Raw genomic sequence first — 24,455 nt, 5'->3', positions numbered from 1 at the left:
TGATTCAGGCTCTAAAGAAGGACCCATTGATGTTCAGGTTAATCTACGGCGTAGTTCTAACAGCAACGTTTTGCGGAGTGGCCGGAGCAGAGGATCTCGGCGGTGTCGACTTTGAAAACAAGCTGGCCGAGTGTGTGACGGTCACAGGCGAGAACGCTGTTTTAAAAGCGAATGCCATTACGGTGAAAACCCATTTTCTATTGCATAGGCCAATTGGCGACTGCGGATGCTTCTCGGCTCGGGCGATCTACACAAGCAGCGTCACTATAGAGCGTGTGCAAGAAATGCTGCAGCAAGGCATTATTCCAATCAACAAGGATGCGGTGAAGACGCTCGTTCTTGTGAGCGAGGCAAGTTTGGTTGGCAATCGGAAAATAAACGTCCAATTGACTTGCGCAAGACCCACATAGCCAACTGATGAGTGCGGTGATTAACCCAATATAGTCCTCCACTGTAATGTCGGAAAAGACGACCAATGGGGATCTTGATTTACCTTCGTTCCCACGTGCCGGTGTAGATACGATGACAATAAGCTTTCACAGAATGAAAGCTACCTTGACTCCGGGTTTGACGATTATCGCGATTATTCTCTGACGGGATTCTCCCATTTTGACCTTTAATATTAATCTCCACCTGTCGTGAGTTGGCACATTTGCGCCAGGCCGAACCAGTTGATGGCAATTTCGTTAGCGATAGCACACAGGGCTACGCCCACCTGGGCGACTATAAGCGCTCCGTCCCCCACACGAACGGCCATTCCGCATGACGTCATATGGGCAATCACACGTGCCAACATATGGAGACCGAATAGGTTGACCTGATTGATGCGCCGAAACCGCCCGATTTGCGGCAGGCGGCGCCATTATTCGAGGGGCGGAAACTGGGTTTTGAGGTAAAGGCGGCGGATTTTCGGCCAGGTATCGCTCGGAAATCCATCCCGTTCGATTGGCATAAGTGACGCTGAACCATCCGGAACGGTAGTTCACAACGTTCACCCTTTTACCTTTCCCGATAACCGTACTGACGCGTGCAGTTAACGACGCCTCGGTTCTCATGTTTACCCTGGCGGTCGAATATAGCCATTTTCCGATGAAAGGATGCTGGTCAGCCAATGGCGGCGGCTGGTTTGTCTGTCGGTGAGTCGTTGCCTGCATGAAGCCTAGAGGCTGCGGAGCCTGCTCGGTTGCCGGGATTGAAGTTTTTGGTTGAACTGCATCTAGTGGCGATACTGGGGCCGGCGTGTCACTCCCGAAAACCTTCGCGAGAATGAATAGGGCAGCTGCCCCTAATATCCAGTTGGTTGCCTTCGACAATTTGGATCCCCCAATCCCTCAAAGGATCAAAGCAAAATTTTCAGGGGCTGTCGAGATAAAGCCTTACTTTCGGCATTCAGCCCTGCGGTGTATCGCAATATGATACAAAACTATTGACTCCTGGCTGTATCAGGATATGATACAAGCCGCAGGAGTAACATATGATCCGTTCCTACAAAGACGCCAGAACCAGAGCCGTTGCAGGCGGCAAAGCGCCAAAGGGGTTTCCGGCAGATTTGATAAGAACAACCGTTCGTAAACTTACCATGATCGATAGTGCTGTAATTCTCGATGATCTTCGCTCTCCTCCCGGTAACAGGCTGGAAGCTCTGAAGGGGGACCGTAAAGGGCAGCACTCGATCCGCATCAACGATCAGTGGCGCATCTGTTTCATTTGGACCGATGCTGGCGCTGAACAAATCGAAATTGTTGACTATCACTGAAAGGAAGAAGCCATGACCAGTAAACTCCCCCCGGTCCATCCCGGCGAAATCCTTCGGGAAGAATATCTCATCCCGCTCGGGATGAGTGCAGGCGCGCTTGCCAGGAATCTGAATGTTCCTCGCACTCGCATTGAGCGTCTGGCGACAGAACAGACTGCCGTTACACCTGACACGGCTCTGCGCCTTGCGAAGTTCTTCCGCACCACGCCCGAATTCTGGATGAATTTGCAGTCAGGTTACGACCTTAAAACAGAGGCGGTAGCTATTCAGGATCAGCTTTTAGCCATCCATGAACTGAAAGCAGCCTGATTTACCATATATTGATGCAGAGCAGGCGCCTTTCCCAGTAAGTCCCAATCGTTTCACGCTAACGACGAAACCGATGGTGTGAGATGCGAAAGGTTCTTTTGGCAGCCTGTGGTTTCTTCTTGTCAGGGAAGGGGCACCCATCGCTCCTTGGATTATTCGACTTTATCCTGAAGGAGAAAACCAAGGACTACAGATTACCCTTGAATTTGGTAGAGAAGCTGCAAGCGCGGTTGCGTCGAACTGTCCTGTGCCGGGCCACTGTGACTGAACTGATTTGGCTGCACGAACGCTATCATGACGCAAGTTTTGACTATTTTATCAAGCGTAGCGGTCCAGATTCACTGTGGTCGTGCTTAACTTAATGTAATGGTGCCCTGAATGAAAAATAGATCTTTCATAGCGGTCGTCATCGCGATTGCACTTGCCGGAATTAATGTCCCCGTGTGGGCCGACGGTTTTAAAATCCACGAGCTCACGCCCATCAAGCAGGAGTTCTGGTCGATTTTCGATGCCTCTGCGCATCATGCGGAAGAACCGACTAACTTTCGGATGTCCTGCTGCGGAACAGATGACGATCAACATTTGATGATCGCTATCGATCGCCATGTCGACGAGCAGGGACAGGAAAACAGAACCGACGAAGGTTATCTCAAAGAGTTGGACGTCAGTTCCGAAGAAATCGGGTTTAAAATCGAGAAAATCGATGTCTCCCCTGCAGTTGGACGACTTATCCGCATTCCGAACGTCGGTGGCCTGAAGGGGGTGAATATTTTTGTCGTAGAGGGCGGAGACAGGCTCACAATCCAATCTGTCGCGCCGACCGAGGAGACCGCTGAGAACAATGCGCGGAACGCCTTGGAAATAGCAAAAAAGCACGTCATTGGGCGATGACCCGGTCTATGGGTTAAGCGCATTATTCAATTGTCTTCTGTTAAGTCTCAGTCGATCAGACCGTACGAAGATTTCATAGATAGAAAACTGAAATCAAACGCAATGTCATCCTTCGCTTGAGCAATCACAGTGCTTGCAAACGATAGGCAGCTGCGAAAGCGGATAGGTCGTCGTGTACTTCAGTTACATTGCCGTCAGATCGCAGTTCGATGCGATCATCAGTGTGGGTGCAAACATCAATGATTGCCTCACCGAGGACGAATGCGTCAAAGGAAGCGTTAAGTAGCTGGCCGCCCCCTTCATTCAGGTCTTGTATCGCCTTGTAGAGCGCCTGGGCTTGAGCGGAATCCAAAATCATGATGTGACTCCATCTTGGTATTGGCAGTCAGCATAATCCTGCCCGTGAGGCTTGGTGGTCGTCATGCACTAATCCAGGCCAAAAGTTGTGCGGAATGGTAATCCTCACTCTTGGCCTTAGTAGAGAGCCATTGGAAGGAGAGAACAAAGGCTTCGAATTTTCATCATCGAAAGACAAACAGATGACTTACACGTGGGAAGTCATCTGTTTTGACAGCACCCTGGTGCAGATGCTGCGGAGCAATTCGCCTCAGGTTCGACCCAGACGTCTACGCAACTCTTCATTCTCAGCACGCAGCTTTGCAGCAAGTTCTTGGCGTAGCTTGAGGTTCTCTGCTTCCAGTGAAACCAAGCTGGAAAGATCATCGCTCGACGACCCTGTTGATGGCCCGGGCGCTGTCTTTGCAGCAGCGTTCTTCCAGTTATAGTAGGTCTGCTCACTCACTTTAGTCTGCTGCAATGCAGCCTTGAGAGTGGTCTTGCCATCTTTTGTTGCTTTTTCGATAGAAGCAAGGATGGAGGCGCGCTGGGCCGGCGTGTACTTGTTGCGCTTGTTCTCTACCAGTGGTGTTGTAGTGGGTTCTGCTTTTGAAGCAGCTTTGGCTGCTTTCACTGGTCTGGATGCGGCCCTCGTGGTTTTAGCGGCAGGTGCTGTAGCCGCCTTTGCGGGCCTAGGCTCAGCTTTTTTGCGTGGTGCACGGGTTTTCTTCGTGGCACCCACAGGCTCAGCGCTTCTCACCTCAACTGGTGTCTCGTTTACTGCTGCAATGGTTTCGTCTGCCATGTTATGCTTCTCCAGATCGATGTTTGGAAATTCATTTAGGCGTCAAAAATACAGGTCAATGGTTGATGTAACAATAAGGCCGTGTACATCATGTGTTCAAGATGAGATAGACTTGCTTTCAGGACATATCGATCAGGTCGGAGATTCTGTTAAGTGTTGAAAATCCGCCGCATAATTTGTAGCTACTGCTAAAAGCCCTTTGAGACGCGCGGAGCGTACCTTCAAATCTCCTCTGGAAAGCTACTCACGGATGAAAAATCCAAACCGTAATATTGTCGTTGAATATAAGAACAAGCGTACTCGCAAGGGCTCGTCATCTTTGTGGGGAAATCTGGATCTGAAGTCGATTGCCCGGCAAGTGGAGGCCGATGCGCCCCAATCTCCAGTGGAGGTTCGGGCCCAGCCTGATCTATCCAAGCTGATCGAGCGCAGAACTGAGAACGCCACTACAAAAGTTGTGGCGCATGCTGAGCCGGTCATCGAGCAAGTTGAAGAGGCTCTGACCGAGCCAGAACTTTCCAACATGGACGCCTCGAAACCGGAAGAAGCACCCCTTGCAATGGAAGAGCTGCAAACGGCAAACATGGCGGGAAATCCTGTTGTCAGTGAGAAAAAGCCGTCTGTTCCACGTCGTAAGAAAAAATCAGTCCCGGTTAAACGAGAAGCGGTAAGTCGAATCGCAGCCGAGCCCGATATTCAGGCTGAATTGTCAGCTCTTGAAATAGAGAATGCCGATCTGAAACGTGAACTGGCCGCCAGTTTGCGCATGGAGAACAGACAGTTGCTCAAAATGCTCCGACGATTGGAACAGCAGTAGAGAAACGGTCGCCAAGACTGTCCTGCCGTCCTCGATAACTGATCTGTTCATGCGTTCTGGTGACATGTGTAACGGCTGTGGTCGCCAAAACTATTGAGTTGTCGGGCTTAAGCTGACAACATTTCTGCATACTGTTGCGGCAGGTATAGGGAGGTCGATCACGATGAAGTCACTGGGGGAACGTCTCGTTGCGAGGTTGAAGAACTGGCGATCGCGGAAGAAGTCGACTTTGCCGGATGAATTGCCTGATATTGGACCTGCAGCTGACGAAAGCTCTGAGCAGCCTGAACCTATATTGCCAACGCGACTATCCATCAAAGTTACGACCAAAGATCCCGATGAAAGAAATGGCAAGGCAGCAGCCCCAAAGGTCGAGCCCGTCGCTTCTTCTGAGGTGTTATCGTCCGCTGAAGAGCCGAAGGTCCCTCAAGAAGCGCCAGTTGTTGTGGGGCCCGAGCGGAAAGAGGAGGGGATAGATGAAATTCTAGCCTCGCCTCCCGTTCTCAAATCACCGCAAAAGCAACGGCGCGTGAGAAAGCCAGGCCCCCAGACTGAAGACGGACCGGTGACAGACGAAGAACTGGAAGAGCTGGAAGCGGAAAATGCCCGGCTCAAGCTCCTATTGAATGAGCGGTTGAAAGCGAAGCAGGATGGTTCTGAAAACTGACAAGCTTCGGATGATTTTGATTAAGACACAGGGAATAGCGATGGCTGTTACATTGTTGCATGGAACGGGAAATCTCATCTGCGACGGCGTTGATGTGGGCGGCGTTGAATTCAGCATCGCTAACCCTGAAGATGGTCCGCATGTGACCAGGCGTGGAAAAGTGTGGGGAAACAAAAAGGCCGTTGCAGCGGCAATGAATGCCACAAAGACAGAACTTGCCGTGCCTGAATCCGGAGGCTTGCTTCTCCTGGATATTCAGGATCTGGACCGCGACGGTGGGGCGCTGTTCACTGTTTTACAGCCTGTCACCGTCTGACGACGGAACGGTCGAAATCAGCACAGGATCATCGTTTCAACGATTGGTTCAGCGACCTGTTTTCTGTACGATACGTCATTATGGTGTGCATGTGCTGTGTTGCGACGTTCATGGTCATCGTCCACATCATCTAAATCCCCGACGCTCTTCCCGGACCGCCGGGACATACCACACAATGTTCGGGCAGGGGTCCGTTTCTGATCGAGAACACTGGTTACCCAATATAAGGCCAACGAGTGCACGATAAAACCTAAGGGTCAGTTCCTGCCGGGCAGGAATGGTGTGTGAAGCGATGAGCGCTGCTTTTCAGATCAGCACTAAACCTACCATCTTTGCTTGGGACTAAAGGAGGTTAGTGCTCTGCGAAAATCGATACTCGTCGGCTTTTGTTGAATAATTGGTTTTAATCAGATTGTTGGCCGACAAGCCGACCTTCGTAATCCTGACCACCATAGTAAATACCAAGAATGCGAACTATCTGATTTGTGCGATCAGTCGTGTAGGCGATCAAGACACGACGGCGGAAACCGAGCGTGCGCAAGCCTGGCAGCAGGTCGTCACGCGCTGCACCACGCTCGGGGAAACTTTCCAGAGCGTCGCAATGGGAAACGATTTCATCAACAAAACGTTCGCCAGCTTCCGGCGAACCCGCCTCTGCGATATAGGATTCTATGACCGCCAATTGATCAAGGGCCTCGGGGGCATATTCGACAGCGAAGCGTTTCACGGGCTGACGGTTTTCCTGCTGGTGCGCCTGGCAGCTAGCTGGGCGCGCAGTTGCACAGAACTAAGTGCTCGGCCCGGATCGGCGTCAAGGGCGGCGGCAGCCGAAACGACTTCGTTGCGCAGCCAGGCCTCGACGGCCTTGTCGCGGGCTGCAAGTGCGCGCAGGCCGTCACGGAACACCTCGCTTTCGGTGGCATACTCGCCTGCTGCAACTTTGGCCCTGACCGTTTCGGCCATTTCATTGGGCAGGGTAATGCTGAATTGTTGTGTGGAGCGGCGCATGGTGCATACCTCCTTTGTAGGATTTAATCCTACAGCCGTCGACTAGATGAATCAAGTCGAACCGACGTCAAAACTGGTGTGGCAAGCCAGACAATGTCATGAACACCTGCTCTAGCCGCACAGAATATCGAGCGGCTCACAACATTGAGAGTTTTGCTACCGGTGACAACCGTGGGTGATGGATGACCGGTGCAGCTTTGCGATTGACCTGCAGAAATGTAGCCCAACGATGATGCACGTATAGCATCGATATGTGTTTTAGCCGGAAATAATGAATCGCCTACGCGGTAGTTCCAATGCGAGGACTTTATTTGCGAAGAGAGCGTAGCGAAGGGAGCAGGCCGGAGGCACCCGCGCTTTTAATTTGCGCTGTAGGGTTGCCGGAGGCCTCATTCAAATGATGGCAATTTTCTTGACCGCTACGTTCCAATAGATACCCTAAATGGTAATATTGAAACCGGGGTTAGATGCCAGTTATCAGCTGCTAAGGCCTTTGAATGCCGTTGAGGAAGAATGAACGAGAAATTTAGGGTTGTCTGACGATACCAAATCGGTAACATGATGCCGAAGTAATGCTTGACCTTTTCAAGGAGATTTCTGTCCGGACCTTAAAAGAAAAACCGCTCCCGAAAAAATCCGGAAGCGGGGTGCAAATTTCAAATATTCCGTAAAAATAAAGTCGCACTCCCAACTTCCAAAGTCAATACAAAACGCTTTTCGGCGAACGGGAAAGCTTTGCCTGGTCCCTAAGAGGAGACGAGGAGTATGGGGGAAGCCCTACAGCCTGTGCGGCGGGTCGGCCGCAAACAGACATCACAACGAACCGAGTTTCGGCGGCTGGCTCAGACTGCGGAAATTGGAACGGTGACACGCGGCCAACTGATCGGACTTGCGCAGTCACTCCCTTGCCTTGGCCTCATCAACGGCACAGAGGCGCACTTGCTTGTTGTACTGATCAATACGGCTCCAGCAGACAGCTATGACAAAGGTGGCCGACCGATCGTGTTCAAATCCAACGCTGCGCTTGCGTTCGAAATCGGGCGATCCGAGGGACGTGTCAGCCGTGTGTTGTCCCGGCTGTTTGATGCCGGTGTTATTACCATGCAAGATAGCGGCAACTATAAACGCTATCCGGTGCGTGATGGGGACGACAGTATTGCCGACGCTTGCGGTATTGATCTGCGCGTTCTCATTGCCCGCTTCGTGGAACTCAGTGGAATGGTACGGCATGCAAAGGCGGAAAAGAAAGCACACAATGCGAACCTGCGCCGCTATCGCGGTGCTGTTCGCAATCTGCGTTACGCACTCGCCTCTATGGAGGAACTGCCCGCCCGTCTGCGCGCCATGATCGAGCAGCGTTTCGCGCGTGTTCTCGATGCCGTAGGCATCGCGACCAAGGCATCCAGCAGCGTTCTCCGACGCGCAACAGGCTTAATTGAATGGATCATCGAGAAGGTAATGCAGCTGCCTCACGGTGAGCAGCCTTCCGCAAGAAACGAAGATTCGACACGCCAATATGTCGAAAACGACATGCACAAACAGATTACAAACCCCTATTCCCTTGAATATCGTAAAGATGAAATGCGTTCGGCATACGCCGAACAACTCAGTTTCCCTAAAACCGGCTTCGCCGGTAGAAAGCTCTAGAGAAAAGCTTGGAGCGCAATTCGAGCCAGGTCAATCAACCGCACTACTCCCCACAAGCGTTAGTGGCCCTTCAAGATCTGTTACGGGCAATACCGGCACTGACGACTTACGGAGTATCGCGCCCTCGCACCTGGACTGAATTGGCCCGGCTCGCCCCGCAAATTTGCCGCATGGCGGGCATTTCCGAAGATGCGCGCTGCCGCGCTGTCGATCAGATGGGAGAACAGGCCGCCGCTATTGCCATCGCGATCACGCTGCAGAAGTTCGACGGAGAGGCAAGTGAAATCGCCGGGCGGCTATTTGCGCGCCATGACAGCGCGCGCAGCCGCCGGCGAACTGCATCTTGCGCGCTCGGTTTTCGGGCTTGCTGCCCGTCATGGAATGGAAGGAATGCAATGATCTTTCGCTACGTTTTCGCCGCAGCGGTGGCCTTATGGCCGCAATCGACGCTTGCCAAAAGGAGGAGAGCAGCTTTTTGAGCGGCAAGACGTGGTCATGCAGCCTGGTTGCTCGCCGATCAGGCTGAAGCGATGTTACGCTATTTGCCGCGAAACCACAGCCTCGACATTGTCGAATATGGGTATGCTGAGAATGTAGCACGCGAGCGGTTGCTTTTAATCTGGGCGGAGGACATAGAGAGCCCGCATCTCTATCGACGGGCCCATGCCTCCAGCTAAGTCCGCCAGTGCACAGCCATATTGGCATTATAGGATGATCAACGTAGAGAACCGATCCGGTTATCTAAACTTGGCAAGATTACACGATTTCTGTTGAAAATGCGCTATATACGGCTATCATGCGTGACAATTTCGGTACCATACAAACGGTCTGTGCCGCCGAGACGAATTGCCATATTGGCGCATAGAGCACGCCTCTAATTCGGTTGCTTTTGACGCTCGTTCGCACGTCGACGCGGTTGCCGCAAAGCCGGAAGCCTGAAAAATTTCCCCGCCTGCGGCTCCTCGCGCGACAAATTTTCGGCCCTCGGCTTCCTCCGCTGCGCTCAAGCCCAAGGGTGCAACACCGCTTACCGCCGTGCCAGTGAACAATCATCGCAACCACATAGAGGAGTGAATACCATGGCCAACGAAATCACCAACTTCATCCAGTTCTCTAGCGAAGACCTCGACACCGCTTCCGGCAAAGGCCGCATCTCGACCCTAACTGACGACATCGACATTGAGGTCGTGCCTTTCAATTCGGAAAACCCTGACGCTCCTACGCACCGCGTTTTCGCCAAATCCCCACGTGGCTTCAATATCGAAGTTGGCGGGATCTGGAGAAAGGCAAAGGCCGACGGCGAAGGCTTTAAGCGCAATCTCTCGATCCGCCGCTTGAATTACAACGCCAACCTCGGTCGCTTCGGCGGACAGGACGACCCAAGCCTTCAGGCCGTTCTCGAATGGGAACCGCGCAATTGATAGCGCAACAGCGCCCGGCTGAGTGCCGGGCGCACTACACCGAAAGTGCCGAAAATCCCTTTGTTTTCTGGATTTTGGTCGCCTTTTGTGCTAGCGTTAATTGCAACAGGAGTTTTGAAGATGAACGTGCATGCCCCCCGTCCGGATCGATCTCCGGAAGCTGTTGCCAGGCGCAAAAAGGCTACGGATCAGGCGCGCGCCGCAAATATGCGACAGGGCTATATCCACGATCCACTGTTGGAAGAGGCAACAGCGGCCTATGTCGCCGGCGATATCACGCGCGACGAATACAGAGATCGCGTAGTCCGCAAACCACAGTAGTTCAACCTCAATATTTTTAGTTTGATGCCGCCTGCCCAGGGCAGGCGGCTTTTTATTGGTTTTCGCCATGGCTGAAACGGAATCCAACGGTTCCTATACATATCCGAACACATCGGGCGATCCGGACCGCAGGGATGTGCTGCGCAACAAACTTGGGATCCAGTCGCATAAGGAACTACGCGTCGAAGAATATCGCGCGGCAGCTTTCCGGATGGCTGAAATTGCCGAAGGAGACGGCCCGAAAGGGACTTTCGACGCGCAACATCTGAAGGCCATTCATGGTCATATTTTCCAAGACATTTATGAATGGGCCGGTCATACCCGCGATGAAAGCCCGGTCGTTGACGGCCAGAGAGTGGAGCCGATTGGTAATCTGTCGAAAGGCGGAACCTCGTTCCTGCACGGTTCACGTATCGAGATGGGCTTGGACGAAGCCTTTAGACCCATCAGGAATCCCGAGATAGTGCGTGGATCGTCGGGCGAACAGTTCGCCGAAATCGCTGGAAAAGTCTTGGCAGAGTTGAATTACGTGCACCCGTTTCGAGAAGGCAACGGACGGGCCCAGGAGGCACTGCTAGCATCCATCGGTCGCGAATATGGTCATGAGGTTGACTTCACGGTCATTACCAAGCCGCGTATGATCGACGCATCGATCGCGACGACCAACGAGCGCTCCAGTCCGGCGATGAAACATATCTTTGAAGACGCGATCGATCCAAACCGGCAGGAAGCCATAAGAGCTGCGTTCGTCGATTTGGAAATGCGCGGTGAGAATGCTTTCGAGCACAACGTGCGCACCGCCAGGCCGGGCGAACAGATTTCAGGTCAGGTTCTCGGGCACGATATACGTGTAGCCAGCCTTGTTACCGACCACGGGATTGTCGCCGTCGATCGCGCCGACCTTCCAGAGCGGTTGCCCGATGACGATTCCGAAATCACATTTACGGCACGTTCTGACTTCTCCCGCCTGTCGCGCCCGGATCAGGTCAGAAATGCAGATAATCCCACCGTCGAGCGAATGTCGCCAGAGCAGAAAATAGCCGCGGACCCATCCCGGCTTGCGGAGCTGTCGGCGCAAAAGCAGCCCGAGCGGGATTCCGACGACCGCGAACGATAAGAGGTGCAACCCTCTGCGCAGAGAGCCAGTCTGTTAACTTCGGTGAGTGACATTTAGCCCGCCCCACTCGTTGGCTGATTGACGGACAAGCTGCGATAGCCACTCCCCCATGCAACCGCTTCGCGGTCCTCCACTCCTGTTGCGGCCCAAAGGGTGCATGGGCTCGTCTCGGCTATCTCCGTTTCTTGCCGTCAACCAACGAATGGAGACGGCCATGAACAACGTCAGCGACACCTATCAGCGCATCACAGACCTCATCATCGAGCAGCTGGAAGCGGGCACCAAACCCTGGGTGCGGCCTTGGCGCGGAAATACCCGCCCGACCACCATCATCCCGCGCCGATCCAGTGGTGAAGCCTATCGCGGCATCAATGTTCTCATGCTCTGGATCGCGTCGCAGATGAACGGCTACGAGGAGACCACCTGGATGACCTATCGTCAGGCAAAGGATCTCGGCGGTCAGGTCCGGAAGGGCGAACGCGGATCGCTCGTCGTCAAATATGGCACCTTTACGCGCAAGGATCAGGACGCCGAAGACGACCGTTCAATCTCTTATCTCAAGGGATACACGGTATTCAACGTAGAGCAGATCGAGAACCTGCCTGCCGACTATTACAGCCCAGCTGAACTGATGCCGACGGCGCCGGTGCCGCGCAACGAAACCGTCGACACCTTTGTTCGCAAGACCGGGGCTGTCGTTCACTATGGCGGCACGAAGGCTTGCTATCGTCCTGGACCTGACGACATTCTCATGCCCGACCGCGAGCGTTTTCTAAGCGACGTCCACCTTTATTCGTCACTTCTGCACGAAATTGGTCACTGGTCGGGCGCAAAACATCGCCTTGATCGCGATCTGTCTGGCCGCTTCGGCACCAACGCTTACGCGGTCGAAGAACTCGTCGCCGAACTGTCCGCAGCATTCCTTTGCGCTGACCTGGGCGTGGCTCATGATCCTGGCGAAAACACAGCCGCTTATATCGAAAATTGGCTGAAGTTATGACGAGGTGAGCATAACTTGAGTTATCCGCAGCAGCCCATAATGCGAAGGAAGGCGGCCGCACCGCTGGAAATCCGCGGGGTTCCAGCTTCCGCGAGCGGGATTTGCTCAGCATTATTTTGTGCCGGACCTTTGCTGTCGTTTTGACAAGCAGAGGAATCAATAATGTTGAATGCTGATTACGAGCTCATCGCCGAGCTCAGAATTGTACTGACCAACCAACGATACAGCCCGGTGGTGATCGGCAACTACTGCGCCTATGCGCGCGGGTTCGTCGAATACCTTGCACAGCAGAACATCGATGTTGTGGAGGTGACCGAGACGCAGGTGGTTCATTACCTGCATCATGCGGTAGCGCTGTTCCGGAAGCGCCATGGTCGATCTCCGGGGCCATACTGGCACTCTATCCCGCGCTCCGGAATCCATGCCTTGCTGCGGCTTGCACAGGGCCAATGGCCGTCCCCGCCGAAAGCGACCTGCGCGGCCGACGCACTGCGCTTTGCCATCTGCGACGAGTACGAGACCTGGCTGCGCGAAGAACGAGGCCTTGCTACGGCCAGCATCGACGCGCTGATGTGGGAGGGCCGTAACTTTCTGGTCTGGCAGCTCGATCGGCACGGTCCCGACAGCCTGATGGCAATGACCGTCAGCGACATCGACCGTTACATGGACACGCGCAGCCCTCATCAGACGCGCCGGTCTGTGAAGGATGTGGCGGAGCGCCTTCGCTCGATGCTGCGCTATCTCCATCGAACAGGGCGCGTCGCCATCGATTTATCGCCGCATGTCATCGCCCCCTTGCTCTATGCGTATGAAGGGGTGCCATCGATCCTTACGCCCGATCAGGTCACGGCGGTTTTGCAGTCCTCGGGGGAGGATAAGACGCCGACGGGCCTGCGGGATCATGCCATCCTGCAATTGCTGGCGACCTATGGCTTGAGATCGGGCGAAATCTGCAACCTGCGGATCGAGGATATCGACTGGCGGGCGGAAGTGATCCGCATCAGGCACACCAAGACCCGGGCCAACTCATTCCTGCCATTGATGGCGCCGGTGGGTGAGGCCGTGCTCGCCTATCTGCAGACGGGGCGGCCTGTCACAAATGCTCGCGAGATCTTTGTCCGAACACGCGCGCCTTATCGTAAGCTCGGCATGCTGGCCAATATGGTGCGGCGGCGGCTTACGACTGCCGGGATCACGCCGGCTGGTAAAAGCGGCTCCCATATCTTCCGCCATGCACGCGCCGTCGAAATGCTGCGCGCCGCCGTGCCGCAGAAGGTGATCGGCGATCTGCTCGGGCATCGCTCTACGGAGTCCACAGCTCCCTATCTGAAGCTCGCCACCGAGGACCTTCGGGCCATCGCGCTCGACGTGCCGGGACGGGAGGTGCGGTCATGACGAACTGGCCCGACCCTGATCGCAAGCTGATCGCGCGGTACATTGCAGGCCTCAACCTGCGCACCACGCAGAGCCCCATCTACTACAAGCAGGCGCTCAACATCTTCCAGGATGTCGCCGAACGCCACGGCAAGCTCGACAAGGACATGCTGGTGGCATGGTTGCATGTGTCGCCTGGCCGGTGGGCCTCGACGACACGGCTGCACCGCACCCGGATTATCGACCGTTTCCTCGATCACCTTGAAGAAACCGGAGCGATCGAACGCAATCCCGTCGCCAGTCTGCGTGAGGCTTGCAATATCAAACAGTGCAAGCCGGTGTGGCGCGCGCTGGCCTCCAGCGATCCGGATCGCGCGCTTGCCGAACTATACCGACCCAGGCCATTCGGCAGTGTGCTGGGCAACATGATGGCTGAGCACGTCACATTGATGCGCAACCGGGGTTACAAATACACTGCGCAAGCGATGCGGCTATGGCGGCTCGACCGCTTTCTTCAGCTAAACCCGGAGCTTCAGGACCAGCCGCTCGAGGTGATGCTTGAACACTGGTCCGCGGCGAAAACGACGCGCAATCATCCCAACGAGTGCGAAAAGCTCCGACGGGTCCTCACGAAAATCCTGCGCCATCAGGACCCATCGATCCCGCCCCGCCGACCTGATCCGCGCCCAGAAAAGGAAGTGGCCAGACATTGGCGAAAACCGCATATTTACACACCGTCCGATGTGCTGCGTATGCTCGACATCGCCCGCTCTTACCCTTCACCTCGATCGCCGCTTCGTCCGTCGAGCATCTACACCATGCTGCTGCTCGCCTATTGCGCCGGTCTGCGGCGAAGCGAACTGGCTCGCCTCGATCTTGGTGACGTGGACTTCCAAGGCGGCACGATCACGATCCGCCAAACCAAGTTCTACAAGACCAGGATACTGCCGCTGCCCGACAGTGTGATGGTAGAACTTCGATCATATACGGAAGCGCGACGCCGCGCCGGTGGGTTCCTTGATCCGCGCTCCGGCCTGTTCTGGCACGAACAGCGTGGTGACCGCTATACGAAGCAGGCCGTCGCCTGGCTGCTGGTTGACGTCATACGCCGCGCCGGGCTGAAGCCGCCTCGGGGGCGAACTGGACCTCGCCTGCACGATCTGCGGCATTCGATGGTCGTGAACCGGATCCTCGAATGGTACGAGGCAGGCATCAATCCGCAGGATCGTCTGCCGTTCCTTGCGACCTATCTCGGCCATCGGGACATCAACTCGACCCTGGTCTACATCACCGTCACGCAGGACTTGCTGCATCACGCCAATGAGCGGTTCCGCGTGCTGGGCGCGCCATGCCTCAATATCGGGCAGGAGGTGCGGGCATGAGCAAGAACAATCAGTTCCCGTGGCTGATGCGCGCGTTCTTCTACGAGTGGCTGGTCGAGCAGCGCAATGCCTCCATCCATACGGTCCGGTCGTATCGCGATGCCTGGCGACTCTTCCTCCGGTTCGTCGCAAAGCGCTCAGGCAAGAAGGTGGCGATGATCACGCTGGCGGATCTAACCGCCGGAGAGGTCATTGCGTTCCTCGGTCACGCCGAACACGAACGCGGCGGCAAGATCGGCACGCGAAACTGCCGGCTTGCAGCGATACGCAGCTTCTTCAACTTCGTTGCAACCAAGGATCCCGGATCGATCGCCCAGTGCGTCGAAATCCTCAACATCCCGATTAAGCGCGGTCCGGTGTCGGAACCCTGCTATCTGGACCCGGCGGAAGTGACGGCTATCCTGGCTCAGCCTGATCGTTCGACACTCGAAGGTATGCGCGACCACGCCTTGCTCTCGTTCCTCTACAACAGCGGCGCGCGAATACAGGAAGCGCTCGATCTGTGCCCCGATGCGGTCCGGTTCGACAGTCCGAGCTGCGTGCGCCTCACCGGAAAGGGTCGAAAAGAACGCATCTGCCCGCTCTGGCCGGAAACCGTGATATTGTTGCAGAAGCTGCTCGAACGGCAACCACGGGCGCCAAACCAGAGGCTGTTCGTTAACCGCTATGGCGAACCGCTCAGCGCATCGGGGGTCCGGTTCAAGCTTGCCGCCTATGTGAAGGCAGCGGCCGAAACCTCACCAACCCTGCGCGACAAGCATGTGACGCCCCACGCCTTCCGGCATGCAACCGCCGTGCATCTCATATCGGCGGGCGTCGACGTCACGGTCATCCGTAGCTGGCTCGGTCATGTGAGCCTCGACACAACCAACCACTACGCCAGAGCCAACCTCGAAACAAAGCGCAAGGCATTGGAAAAGGTCGGTGCTCCCGAAACACCCACCCGCCAGCCCTCGTGGAAACGCGATACGAGCGTTCTCGCCTGGCTCGACACGCTCTGAAATAATGCGGAGGAAGGTGGCCCGAAACCCCGAACTTTAGGCAATCTGGCCGCCTTCCTTCGCATTATGGGTTGCTGCGGATAACTGGCCGTCCTGAAGGCTGATAAACGCGTCATTATCACCGCTGCAGCCAAAGCTCAGGCGGTTGCCGATTATCTGCATGGGCTTACATCGATACACGGATCGGAGGTCGCGTAAGCGACCTCCATGTCAAACAGGCCTTTTCTGCCGCATCGGATCTGACAGAAATAACAAGATTATGAGATACTACTGTGTTCTGGAGCGAGCGGTATTATAAACATCTCCACGCTCACGTTTTCCAACTGCCACGACCAACACCGTTACAGTGTCGTCGTTGACGGAATAAACCAGCCGATAGCCTAATTGACGTAATTTTATCTTGTAATGGTCAGGCATACCGTGAAGTGAGGCGCTAACGACCCGCGGCGTTTCCAAACGTTCACGCAGTTTTTTCTTTAATTGCTCTTGGATTGTTGAGCCGAGTTTATTCCATTCTTTGAGTGCCGAGGGCAAGAATTCAAGCTTATAAGGCATCGATATCGACCGAAATTCCTTTTTCGTCGGCTCGTTTCCTGATTATCTCAGTAAGGCGAATATCGTCCAGCTTCTCGAGCATGTCTTCATAGACGTCAGAAGCCATAATTCGATTATGATTAAGAACGGCGACAGCCTCCCCCTTAGCCTCGTCCATTACTGCGGACGGACTCTTTTTGAGGTCCGAAACACTGACTGCTATATTTGCTTCTACACGTTGCATAACAAATTCCGTATCCAATTTGGTGCGATAAATAGTGCCATATTAAGTATTGAAATACAATACCGAACCGAGGAGCACGATTGGAATTTAGATCGCGCAATTCGAGCAATTGGCGGCTATTCGCAATTGCCATTGATAGCTTCGACTATTTAACTGGATCCGTGCTTTGCGGTTTGGCGTCGACCTGGCTTTGTAATTCTGCCATTTTTTTAACCAACGAAAGCAAGTCACGCGTAGTGCTGTGCGGGAGATTTGCCACGAGTTTCGCAAGTTCTACGCGATCCTTGGCTTCCTCCTCACTTTTGCCCCACAAATGAGGCGCTGCCTCGTAAAGCATGTCGATGGGCATGACGTTCAGCACTTCGCAAATATGCACCATGCGAGTGACGTGGAGTTTTGAAAACGCCCGCTCATAACGACCATAAACTGGCGTAGACAGTCCCATGAGTGGTGCAAAATCGGCTTGTTTGAGGCCCGCTTTTTCACGTGCGTCGCGAAGGTATTTCGCAAGCCGCTGATCGATTTCTTCAAACGTGCTTATTCCGCTGAAGCCCGGACGCCTAAAGACCGGCTTATCAATCTCAGGATCATTGGTTTTTTCCAAAGAATGTTCACTAGCGAAATCCAATGCCTCACTACTCACGCGGAAACCCCTTTTACCTGCCGTGCCACAACGGCGATCATTACCATATTTTTCAGAAATAGCAGCACTTCAGAGTTCGTGTTCGCCTGTTTTCAGCGCGCGTTTTATATTGAAATGAAGGAGGAGGGCGCATTCGGCGCTAGCGTTTGGGATTCCAATGCCGATCGTCGTCACATCGGTTATCTGGATTTCACCGCCACAAGGCGCCAATCATTGGCCACCCCCTCGAAGACGGCTTCGATAGCTTTGGGCTCATTCAGCCAGCTTAGCGATGCAGACAATTCGCATGCAACAGTCTGCTCTTTGATTGGAATGCAACGCAGGACTGACACTTTGGAAGAACGGCCGTAATCGGCGTAATTCCAGTTCGACAATCGAAATAACTCCGTCCTGGCTGTTTCGTCATCAGGCCAAATGGCATCGTCGCTTTGTTTTGCCACGCGAGCGACCGTCTGTTCGTCATTGTGAACATCTGGTTTGGTGTTTAGCGATGATGCGATATAGATTCCAATGGCAATTCCGACCGCTATCCCAACGAGAAAACTTTGACTGATCACGCTCAGTATCCGTTATCTTTAAGATATTGATCAATCGCATCGCGGAGTATGACTGTCATTTTGAGACCGTTGTCGTGTGCTGCGTTCTCAAGACGACGTTTCGTTTCATAATCAAGCGAGACGTTGACGAAATGCTTGCTTTCACGTTCACGGGCTTTGCGAAGCTCACGCAGCCGGTTACGGGAGTCTTCCCGACGGTTCGCATTTTCAACAGCACTCGCCCGGTGTTGTTCCGGTGTTGTCTCGAGAGGTCTATCCTGCTTTTTCTGACTTGATGTCGCGGACGCCGATTCAATTCCAACTTTTCCAGCGTCGTCTTCTTGCGCGCGGGAAATCGGCGGGGGAGAGGTCGTGACTTTATCCGGATCAACAGAACGTTTTCGACGTTCTGCGACAGGGAAATCAGAAAGAGAGATTTTTGCCTTAGCCATTGATACTCCCCGCTTCATTCGTCTTTTTAAGTTGCTCCAACTCCTCGACGAATGCATTAACCTCCGCTCTGGCCTTGAGAACCGGTTCACTCGGTTCCAGCATTTGTAGTGTCCCGAGGCCGCTGCGGATTTCACGATAGCAGTTTCGCTCGATCAGCTCGGTATCGAGCAGCACGGAATTGTAGCCATGTTCGCTCAAATTTTGGACGAAAGGGCGAATGATCCGGTATTCTTCGAGGTGCCGAACGATAGTGATGCGTGTTCGCAGAACTGCTTGAGGGATAGTACGATCAAGAAGGTCCGTTCGTGTCGCAATTGCCTCCGCTGCTTCACCAACTGCTTTAATCTCGTCTTGGGCGGGCTGAATGGGTGTGATGACGATATCTGAATGGTCGATTATCGTATCCATCACTACACTATCGACGCCCGGGGCGTCGATTAGTATGGCGTCATAGTTTTTCTCCTGAGACGCCATTAACTTCTCTATATTGTTTTGACGAAGTGCCGTCGCCAGTGAAATCGACCCCGGTACATTATCCTTTGCCTCGCACCGCTTCCACCACTCGGCCAAGTTTTGTCGTGGATCGGCATCAATTAGCAATACCCGTCGATTCTGCAGTGCGAGTTCACCGGCAGTCAAAATGACTGCGGTCGTTTTCCCCGCTCCACCTTTGCCGCTTACCGAAGATATTCGAAGTGTCACGTTGGCCCTCCTGTACCTGGATAATGCTGGTTTTCTTTGTGTCGATTTATTGCCCGAAGCGTCGGCAAATGCTGCCCACACGGCGCGAGAGTATATGTCAAGTTAAGGTAGTTTCACACGATGTGACAACACTCATTGAAGCATGTGACACACCATGTGTTCACATCAAATAATCACATCACTCAATGACTAGAGTTTGGGAACATGTTTCTCCCAATCGAGTGTGAACCCCGGAGCCGCGCAAGAGCCGTCTGTACCGCTCGCACGCAGTCCGGCAAGGGCGAAGAGCGTAGCGTCCCTTGCTGGCGAGTACGAGGGGTACAAAAAGGCGATTAAGGCGGTCTGGAGGTGAACCCTGGTGAGCGTAGTTCCTTTGAAGCGCCGGGGCGTAGCCTCGGCGTAAGGGGTGAGCGGAGCGAGGCCATATTAGACGAATATTAAATGGTTCTGCTCGTAATTGGTTAGGCAGGATACGGAAAAATGTGCTACATTTTTTTCTGACCAATCGCGAAACACGTCCGTGATTGTCGATTGCTGCGCTGAATTGGAGCTAACAACGCCTATGAATGAAGCAATTTCAGAGGATATAAGGGTCGCAAAACCCAAGCCGCAAACCATTCATAGCCGTGTTTCGGCGGACGAATATGACGCGATCGACGCAGCCGCAAAGGCGGCCGACATGACGATGAGCGCATTTTTCAAGGCCGTTTTGCTGCAAGGCGCCGGGATAAAACCGATCTTCAACGACGAAGACAGGGCGCTTTTGTCTCTCCTGCTTGAGGATATGCGCATGATTGGCATCAATCTCAATCAGGTCGCTCGAGCGCTGAATAGCGGCAAATCGGTTTCAGATGGCGAAATCTGCATGGTGGTGGGTGACGTACAAAAGATGCAGGTTGCGGTTCTCAGTGAACTGAGACGCGTTACCAAGCGGTCAGGGTATAGGAACCGCAGCAAGGACTAGCGACCATGGAATTTTTTCTCGGGGCTTTTGAGAGTGAGTGGGAGCATCGCCGAGCGGCGTTGCTGCATGAGCTTTCACTTGGTTCGAGTGCTGCAGGAAGCGCCGAGGAAGAAATGCGCCGGAGGTTGCGCGAATTACAGATCGCAGGCGGTGGCGCAGCAGCAAGCGGTGTCTCAGTGCCCAAAACGCGGGCGCGAACATCAAGAGCGCTGGCGAGCGTTCATAGTGCGGCAAACAAGCCGATTGCCGCCCCCAGACCGATGGAAACACGTTTGGCCGCAGTCGCAGCGGGTAGTCAACCGGCGGTGGTGAAAATGGCGTCGTACGGTGGCGGTGCGCGGTTCGGTGCGATGGTCAATTACGTTTCGCGAAGCGGGGAAATACGCGTCGAAAAGGAAAACGGTGAGCGCCTTCAGGGTCGCGAGGAACTTGCCCAGTTGCGTGGAGATTGGGAACCATTGTTTCAAAATCGTGCCGAGAGCAGGGATATTGGAACGTTCCGGGTGACGATCGAAGCTGTCGGTTTCGCAACAGAAGAAGCTTTGCACCAACTCGTGCGGGATAGTCTGGCAAGCGCATTCGGTCATCGCAGCTTTGCTTATGCTGTTTCGCAGCCATCGCATGGCGTTTTAGACGTTGACGGGGTGTTGGTGTTGCGCAGCATGGAAGGGGAGCGGTTGACCGGCGACACGAAGGCGGCGGACATTATTCAGAGGCGTTACAACGAAAGCGCAGCGTCCGAGCTCGAGAGGGCGCGGTTCCGTTTTACCGGGTATGGAAATGGCGTTGAATATGGCGCCGCCAAGCTGAGAAGTCTGGTCGAGGATCATAAGGGCGACGTTCGTGATCATAAGGGGCGCGTTGTCTCAGATGCGCGTTCCGCCGGCGACCTGGTGCAAAAGCAGTGGCGTCGGGAATTGCATAGCCGTAAGGGCAGGGATGTGATGCATCTCATCATGTCTGCCAAAGCTGGCACCAATGTTCAGGCTTTCGAATGCGCTGTTCGGGATTTTCTGGCCGCGCAGTTCGAAGGGCATCGCTACATATTTGCGATGCATGATCCGTTCAGCGACCCGAAGGAGATGGGGCAGGGCGGAAAGCGACCGCATATACATGCTCATGCCATTATCGCTATGCGTTCGGATGCCGGTGATCGGGTGGAAACCTCGCCACAGGTTTTTCGTCAGTGGCGCGAGCTTATGGCCGAAAAGGCGCGCGAACACGGTATCGCAATGGAAATGACCGACAGGCGCGAGTTCGCAAATGCTCCAGCCTACACGCGCAATCAGGTTCGGCCGGTTAGTCGGGATGGAAGAACGCAACATGAAGGGACAAGCGAGGCGGCTCAGTCGCGCTATGACGCAAAGCGCTCAGGTCGGCGTAGCATGGCTCGAAGCATCCGAAGCCGTGAATATACCATAAAGGTAACACAGGGATGGGAGAAAGTAGCAATGGCGAGCGGCGATCGTCAGATTGCGGCGTATGCCATGCAACAAAGAGATATAGTTATATCAACCAGTTCGCTTCAATCTGAAGCTAAAACTTCTAACATCGTTCATGCAGATTTCGGGTCACATTACCGCATCAATTTGGTAAAGTTGCAAAACATCATATTGGAGGGTGACAAAGTGCGCGAAATGTCGAGAAGCGATTTTGAGGCATATGAGAAAGAAGTTGAAACAGCTTTGTTCCGGCTTGGCCGCAATCTCGGACCGGAGGAGAAAGCCGATCTGGATCAGGTAGCGCAGTATACGCGCGAGCATGTCAATCTAATGCGCGAGCATATGGAATTGACGGAACAGCGTGGATTGAGCGTCGAAACCCCATCGCGTGAAAGCGAGCAGGATAGCTCGTCGATGCAGATTGCTCGGGAACCCGATTCCGAAATTGCAAAGCCAGCGCATGTTGTCGCGGAAGCAGAGCCGGGTCGGCCATCTGCAGATTTTGCCAACGAACCTCGTTCGAGCATGGATGACGAGGAGAAAGCGGCGGCAGCATCTTATCAGGCCGAAATGGATCGTTCATTCCCGAGTGAAATCACGAGCCGATATTATATTCGTGAGGATCACGGGGGGACGCAGCGAGTCTTTGCCGATTCAAAGGGTGAGCGCGAAGTGTTCCAGGACAATGGAGAGAAGCTGCGCGCAAAATCGTTCGATGCTCAGGGCGTTCGATTGATGATCGAAACAGCAGCGCATCGAGGCTGGACGAGCATCGAGATAACGGGGAGCAAGGAGTTCCGCCGTGAAACTTGGCTGGAGGGCCAGGCGCACGGAATTTCGGTCAAGGGCTATCAGCCGACTGAACTGGATTGGCAAGATTTGGCTCGCCGGGAGCAGTCCTATTTGCGTAATGAAATTGTTCCGATCGAGGGAAGGGCACTTGATGCGGTTCACCGGGATCAGGAGCAATCTGCAGGTTCGGATCAGTCGAGCAAGGTCGATAAAGAGCAACAGAATGCAGATAATTCCGGAACGCCGCACATCAAAACCGTCGACTATAAGGAGGGTGTTCAGGGTATCCTCGTCGAGACAGGCGAGAAACCCTATCAGGATAATGAAAAGAACGAGCCTTCGCCGTTCGTCGTTATTGAAACCGCCAATGGCAATCGCACGGTCTGGGGTGTCGGATTACCCGATGCGTTGCATCGCGCCGGCGCTGATATCGGCGATGAAATTCATTTGCGGTCCACTGGTACGGAACGCGTCATGAAAACCGTCATACAGGAGATCGACGGACAGAAGCATCGCGTCGATCAAATGGTTGATCGCCGGGCATGGGAAGCGAACTTGCTTGAAGAACGGGATCGGACCGACGAGAAAGTTGAAGGTTCCAAACAACTCGATAATCGGGCGAATATGGAAACAAAGGCCGTCGTTCGGGACGGAGAGACTGCCCGTACAGATCCTCCTCAACAACAGGTTCCACGATTGCAGGAACTAGAGCAAGAACAAAAGAAGGAACGCGACGAACACGAGCGTTAGATGACGATGCGACACGATTACATCTATAATTCACCTCCCGATCCGAAGGCCGACGATGCTTTTGCAAAATTCTTTGCGGTTCTGTTCTGGCTCGTCCTGGGACTGGTTGCGATCGTGTACATCGCGACTATCATTCGGGACTGGTTCAACGCGGCCGTCGCATGGGCAACGGATGTGATCGCTTACATTGCGAGCTTTTTGCCGTTTTGAAGGCAATATATATTAAATATCTGTCGGGCGCTTTTGCTGCTCGGAAAGTTTGAAGTGGGATTGAGATTTAAACGGGTATGGGGTCAGTTACAGGAGCAAACTACATTATGGGGCGGGAATAAACGGGCTAAGTCGAATCCGATGCCCGAGTGTAAAACTCAATGTCTTTAATATATCTAATGCATAAATGACGACCCTATAGCTGGCCGCTGTAGGCGGTGGACTGTGGAGCTCCCCTAGCGTTCCTGACGTGGCCTCAACTCGATCGTTAAAGGGTCGATCTCTTTCATAGTCAGGAGGGCATTCACCCGCCGCGCCGCGTCGCCAGCGCGAAACCACTTTGATGCGGCGGCTATATTGAAACGCGGGCGCCGACGGCCCTCCTGAGGCTTAGATGCTTCTGTCACAACCTTAACGATCTCATCGATCCGGTAGAGTCCGCCTGCGACAGGAAGAGGCATTTTTCGTTGCTGGAGCGCCTGCCGCTGCACTTCAAGCTTCTCAGCGACGTCAGCCAGGCTTACCAGGTCAGGTCGAACCTCGTGAAGGGTCGTGCCTTCGGGAAGCGCTTTGATCAGCGCCCGTGCTGCATTAAGAATTACGTTCTCAGCGTCATCGCCTTCCGCTTCTAACTCGACACCGAGCAAGCCGGGTGTACCAGTGCCCACCAGGGCGTCTTCGAAGCCAGCTTCGAAGATGGCATCGGACAACACAAATGGATCGTGTTCCCCGTCAGGGAGCGCGAAAACTAATTCGAATTCGAATTCCTCAGCCATCGACATTTCCTTCGTCATTTTTCTTTAGTTGCACGCAAGCAAGGGCTTTCTGGCGGAGCTTCTTAGCATGTTGCTGAGGGTTTTTGGGTGTCGACCAGACCGACATCTGGCAAAACTCGCCACAGCGACAATCCTGATCATTGGCAGGGCAACGCAGGATACCCCAACAATGCCCTTTTCCCTCGATCAGGTTCCACCCGAGCTTTTCGAGCTCCTGGAGGACGCCTTCTATTTCCTTCGA

At 54.0% G+C, this 24,455-nt stretch carries 28 protein-coding genes and 3 pseudogenes; 19 read left to right on the top strand and 12 right to left on the bottom strand.

Annotation, left to right across the window (positions count from 1 at the left end; translation table 11 throughout):
* Positions 1-29: 29 nt before the first annotated feature.
* Positions 30-410 carry a DUF2195 family protein gene (locus MKS82_RS00245; RefSeq protein ID WP_109989501.1) on the top strand — a complete coding sequence of 127 codons (381 nt, stop codon included), beginning with the start codon at positions 30-32 and terminating at the stop codon, positions 408-410.
* Between the two features lie 276 nt (positions 411-686).
* On the opposite strand, the gene MKS82_RS00240 is transcribed toward MKS82_RS00245, so the two are convergent.
* Positions 687-1,055 carry an SH3 domain-containing protein gene (locus MKS82_RS00240; RefSeq protein ID WP_235969191.1) on the bottom strand — a complete coding sequence of 123 codons (369 nt, stop codon included), beginning with the start codon at positions 1,053-1,055 and terminating at the stop codon, positions 687-689.
* A gap of 419 nt (positions 1,056-1,474) precedes the next feature.
* Here MKS82_RS00240 and MKS82_RS00235 point away from each other — a divergent pair, with 419 nt between their 5' ends.
* The 3 genes from MKS82_RS00235 (at position 1,475) to MKS82_RS00225 (ending at position 2,956) form a co-directional block, all read left to right on the top strand.
* A complete protein-coding gene (locus MKS82_RS00235) occupies positions 1,475-1,756 on the top strand; it encodes a type II toxin-antitoxin system RelE/ParE family toxin (protein WP_109989485.1) in 282 nt (93 codons plus the stop codon).
* Positions 1,757-1,768: 12 nt separating this feature from the next.
* Positions 1,769-2,065 (top strand): HigA family addiction module antitoxin, encoded by a 297-nt coding sequence (locus MKS82_RS00230; protein WP_109989486.1) that lies wholly within the window; start codon positions 1,769-1,771, stop codon positions 2,063-2,065.
* Positions 2,066-2,443: 378 nt separating this feature from the next.
* Positions 2,444-2,956 carry a hypothetical protein gene (locus tag MKS82_RS00225; RefSeq protein ID WP_109989487.1) on the top strand — a complete coding sequence of 171 codons (513 nt, stop codon included), beginning with the start codon at positions 2,444-2,446 and terminating at the stop codon, positions 2,954-2,956.
* A gap of 124 nt (positions 2,957-3,080) precedes the next feature.
* Here MKS82_RS00225 and MKS82_RS00220 read toward each other — a convergent pair whose 3' ends face one another.
* Positions 3,081-3,314 carry a hypothetical protein gene (locus MKS82_RS00220; protein WP_240578227.1) on the bottom strand — a complete coding sequence of 78 codons (234 nt, stop codon included), beginning with the start codon at positions 3,312-3,314 and terminating at the stop codon, positions 3,081-3,083.
* A gap of 249 nt (positions 3,315-3,563) precedes the next feature.
* Positions 3,564-4,097 (bottom strand): transposase, encoded by a 534-nt coding sequence (locus MKS82_RS00215; RefSeq protein WP_109989488.1) that lies wholly within the window; start codon positions 4,095-4,097, stop codon positions 3,564-3,566.
* A gap of 250 nt (positions 4,098-4,347) precedes the next feature.
* Between MKS82_RS00215 and MKS82_RS00210 the strand changes: the two genes are divergently transcribed.
* The 3 genes from MKS82_RS00210 to MKS82_RS00200 all read left to right on the top strand — a co-directional run bounded on the left by MKS82_RS00210 (position 4,348) and on the right by MKS82_RS00200 (position 5,897).
* Entirely contained in the window at positions 4,348-4,914 is a 567-nt protein-coding gene (locus tag MKS82_RS00210; RefSeq protein WP_109989489.1) for a hypothetical protein, read from the top strand.
* A gap of 163 nt (positions 4,915-5,077) precedes the next feature.
* On the top strand, positions 5,078-5,581 hold the full coding sequence (locus MKS82_RS00205; RefSeq protein WP_109989490.1) for a hypothetical protein: 504 nt from the start codon (positions 5,078-5,080) through the stop codon (positions 5,579-5,581).
* A complete protein-coding gene (locus tag MKS82_RS00200; protein WP_235914824.1) occupies positions 5,565-5,897 on the top strand; it encodes a hypothetical protein in 333 nt (110 codons plus the stop codon). The genes MKS82_RS00205 and MKS82_RS00200 overlap by 17 nt, the downstream gene beginning before the upstream one ends.
* A gap of 403 nt (positions 5,898-6,300) precedes the next feature.
* Here MKS82_RS00200 and MKS82_RS00195 read toward each other — a convergent pair whose 3' ends face one another.
* Both MKS82_RS00195 and MKS82_RS00190 read right to left on the bottom strand, forming a co-directional pair.
* Positions 6,301-6,624, bottom strand: coding sequence for a type II toxin-antitoxin system RelE/ParE family toxin (locus MKS82_RS00195; RefSeq protein WP_109989491.1), 324 nt, complete (start codon positions 6,622-6,624; stop codon positions 6,301-6,303).
* Entirely contained in the window at positions 6,621-6,905 is a 285-nt protein-coding gene (locus MKS82_RS00190) for a ribbon-helix-helix domain-containing protein (protein WP_109989492.1), read from the bottom strand. The genes MKS82_RS00195 and MKS82_RS00190 overlap by 4 nt, the downstream gene beginning before the upstream one ends.
* 765 nt (positions 6,906-7,670) lie before the next feature.
* Between MKS82_RS00190 and repC the strand changes: the two are divergent.
* The 9 genes and pseudogenes from repC to MKS82_RS29600 form a co-directional block, all read left to right on the top strand.
* Positions 7,671-8,951 (top strand): annotated as a pseudogene (gene repC, locus MKS82_RS00185) (plasmid replication protein RepC).
* A 680-nt stretch (positions 8,952-9,631) separates the two neighbouring features.
* Complete coding sequence (locus MKS82_RS00180; protein ID WP_240578226.1) at positions 9,632-9,973, top strand: DUF736 family protein; 342 nt, start codon at positions 9,632-9,634, stop codon at positions 9,971-9,973.
* 120 nt (positions 9,974-10,093) lie between these two features.
* The gene (locus MKS82_RS00175) at positions 10,094-10,294 is read left to right on the top strand and encodes an antitoxin VbhA family protein (RefSeq protein WP_128095055.1); all 201 of its coding nucleotides are present in this window, start codon (positions 10,094-10,096) and stop codon (positions 10,292-10,294) included.
* Positions 10,295-10,361: 67 nt separating this feature from the next.
* Positions 10,362-11,411: a Fic/DOC family protein gene (locus MKS82_RS00170; RefSeq protein WP_240578225.1), complete on the top strand. Its 1,050-nt coding sequence runs from the start codon at positions 10,362-10,364 to the stop codon at positions 11,409-11,411.
* Between the two features lie 214 nt (positions 11,412-11,625).
* Positions 11,626-12,408 (top strand): annotated as a pseudogene (locus tag MKS82_RS00165) (ArdC family protein); the annotation flags it as partial.
* 165 nt (positions 12,409-12,573) lie between these two features.
* The gene (locus MKS82_RS00160) at positions 12,574-13,806 is read left to right on the top strand and encodes a site-specific integrase (protein ID WP_125302982.1); all 1,233 of its coding nucleotides are present in this window, start codon (positions 12,574-12,576) and stop codon (positions 13,804-13,806) included.
* The gene (locus tag MKS82_RS00155) at positions 13,803-15,167 is read left to right on the top strand and encodes a tyrosine-type recombinase/integrase (RefSeq protein ID WP_125302979.1); all 1,365 of its coding nucleotides are present in this window, start codon (positions 13,803-13,805) and stop codon (positions 15,165-15,167) included. The genes MKS82_RS00160 and MKS82_RS00155 overlap by 4 nt, the downstream gene beginning before the upstream one ends.
* Positions 15,164-16,168, top strand: a complete 1,005-nt coding sequence (locus tag MKS82_RS00150) for a site-specific integrase (RefSeq protein WP_125302977.1) — start codon at positions 15,164-15,166, stop codon at positions 16,166-16,168. Before MKS82_RS00155 ends, MKS82_RS00150 begins: the two co-directional genes overlap by 4 nt.
* 84 nt (positions 16,169-16,252) lie before the next feature.
* Positions 16,253-16,366 (top strand): annotated as a pseudogene (locus MKS82_RS29600) (antirestriction protein); the annotation flags it as partial.
* A 69-nt stretch (positions 16,367-16,435) separates the two neighbouring features.
* Here the strand turns inward: MKS82_RS29600 and MKS82_RS00145 are convergent.
* The 6 genes from MKS82_RS00145 to MKS82_RS00120 form a co-directional block, all read right to left on the bottom strand.
* A complete protein-coding gene (locus tag MKS82_RS00145; protein WP_165902970.1) occupies positions 16,436-16,723 on the bottom strand; it encodes a type II toxin-antitoxin system RelE family toxin in 288 nt (95 codons plus the stop codon).
* Entirely contained in the window at positions 16,713-16,946 is a 234-nt protein-coding gene (locus MKS82_RS00140) for an antitoxin (RefSeq protein WP_240578224.1), read from the bottom strand. The genes MKS82_RS00145 and MKS82_RS00140 overlap by 11 nt, the downstream gene beginning before the upstream one ends.
* A 145-nt stretch (positions 16,947-17,091) precedes the next feature.
* A complete protein-coding gene (locus tag MKS82_RS00135) occupies positions 17,092-17,589 on the bottom strand; it encodes a helix-turn-helix domain-containing protein (RefSeq protein WP_240578223.1) in 498 nt (165 codons plus the stop codon).
* Between the two features lie 179 nt (positions 17,590-17,768).
* On the bottom strand, positions 17,769-18,146 hold the full coding sequence (locus MKS82_RS00130; protein ID WP_240578222.1) for a hypothetical protein: 378 nt from the start codon (positions 18,144-18,146) through the stop codon (positions 17,769-17,771).
* A gap of 2 nt (positions 18,147-18,148) precedes the next feature.
* Entirely contained in the window at positions 18,149-18,577 is a 429-nt protein-coding gene (locus MKS82_RS00125; RefSeq protein WP_240578221.1) for a hypothetical protein, read from the bottom strand.
* The gene (locus tag MKS82_RS00120; RefSeq protein WP_240578220.1) at positions 18,570-19,280 is read right to left on the bottom strand and encodes a ParA family protein; all 711 of its coding nucleotides are present in this window, start codon (positions 19,278-19,280) and stop codon (positions 18,570-18,572) included. Before MKS82_RS00120 ends, MKS82_RS00125 begins: the two co-directional genes overlap by 8 nt.
* A 562-nt stretch (positions 19,281-19,842) precedes the next feature.
* Between MKS82_RS00120 and MKS82_RS00115 the strand changes: the two genes are divergently transcribed.
* Genes MKS82_RS00115 through MKS82_RS00105 form a run of 3 tightly spaced genes read left to right on the top strand, consistent with a single transcriptional unit; the run spans position 19,843 to position 23,438 of the window.
* Positions 19,843-20,244: a plasmid mobilization protein gene (locus MKS82_RS00115; protein ID WP_181394333.1), complete on the top strand. Its 402-nt coding sequence runs from the start codon at positions 19,843-19,845 to the stop codon at positions 20,242-20,244.
* 5 nt (positions 20,245-20,249) lie between these two features.
* On the top strand, positions 20,250-23,228 hold the full coding sequence (locus tag MKS82_RS00110) for an LPD7 domain-containing protein (RefSeq protein WP_240578219.1): 2,979 nt from the start codon (positions 20,250-20,252) through the stop codon (positions 23,226-23,228).
* Positions 23,229-23,438: a hypothetical protein gene (locus MKS82_RS00105; RefSeq protein WP_240578218.1), complete on the top strand. Its 210-nt coding sequence runs from the start codon at positions 23,229-23,231 to the stop codon at positions 23,436-23,438.
* A 236-nt stretch (positions 23,439-23,674) separates the two neighbouring features.
* On the opposite strand, the gene MKS82_RS00100 is transcribed toward MKS82_RS00105, so the two are convergent.
* Complete coding sequence (locus tag MKS82_RS00100) at positions 23,675-24,214, bottom strand: hypothetical protein (RefSeq protein WP_240578217.1); 540 nt, start codon at positions 24,212-24,214, stop codon at positions 23,675-23,677.
* Between the last annotated feature and the right edge of the window lie 241 nt (positions 24,215-24,455).

The organism is Ochrobactrum sp. A-1 (assembly GCF_022488005.1).
Lineage (GTDB): Bacteria > Pseudomonadota > Alphaproteobacteria > Rhizobiales > Rhizobiaceae > Brucella.
The sequence above is the reverse complement of the archived record's forward strand: the minus strand, read 5'-3'. Positions and strand labels throughout refer to the sequence as shown.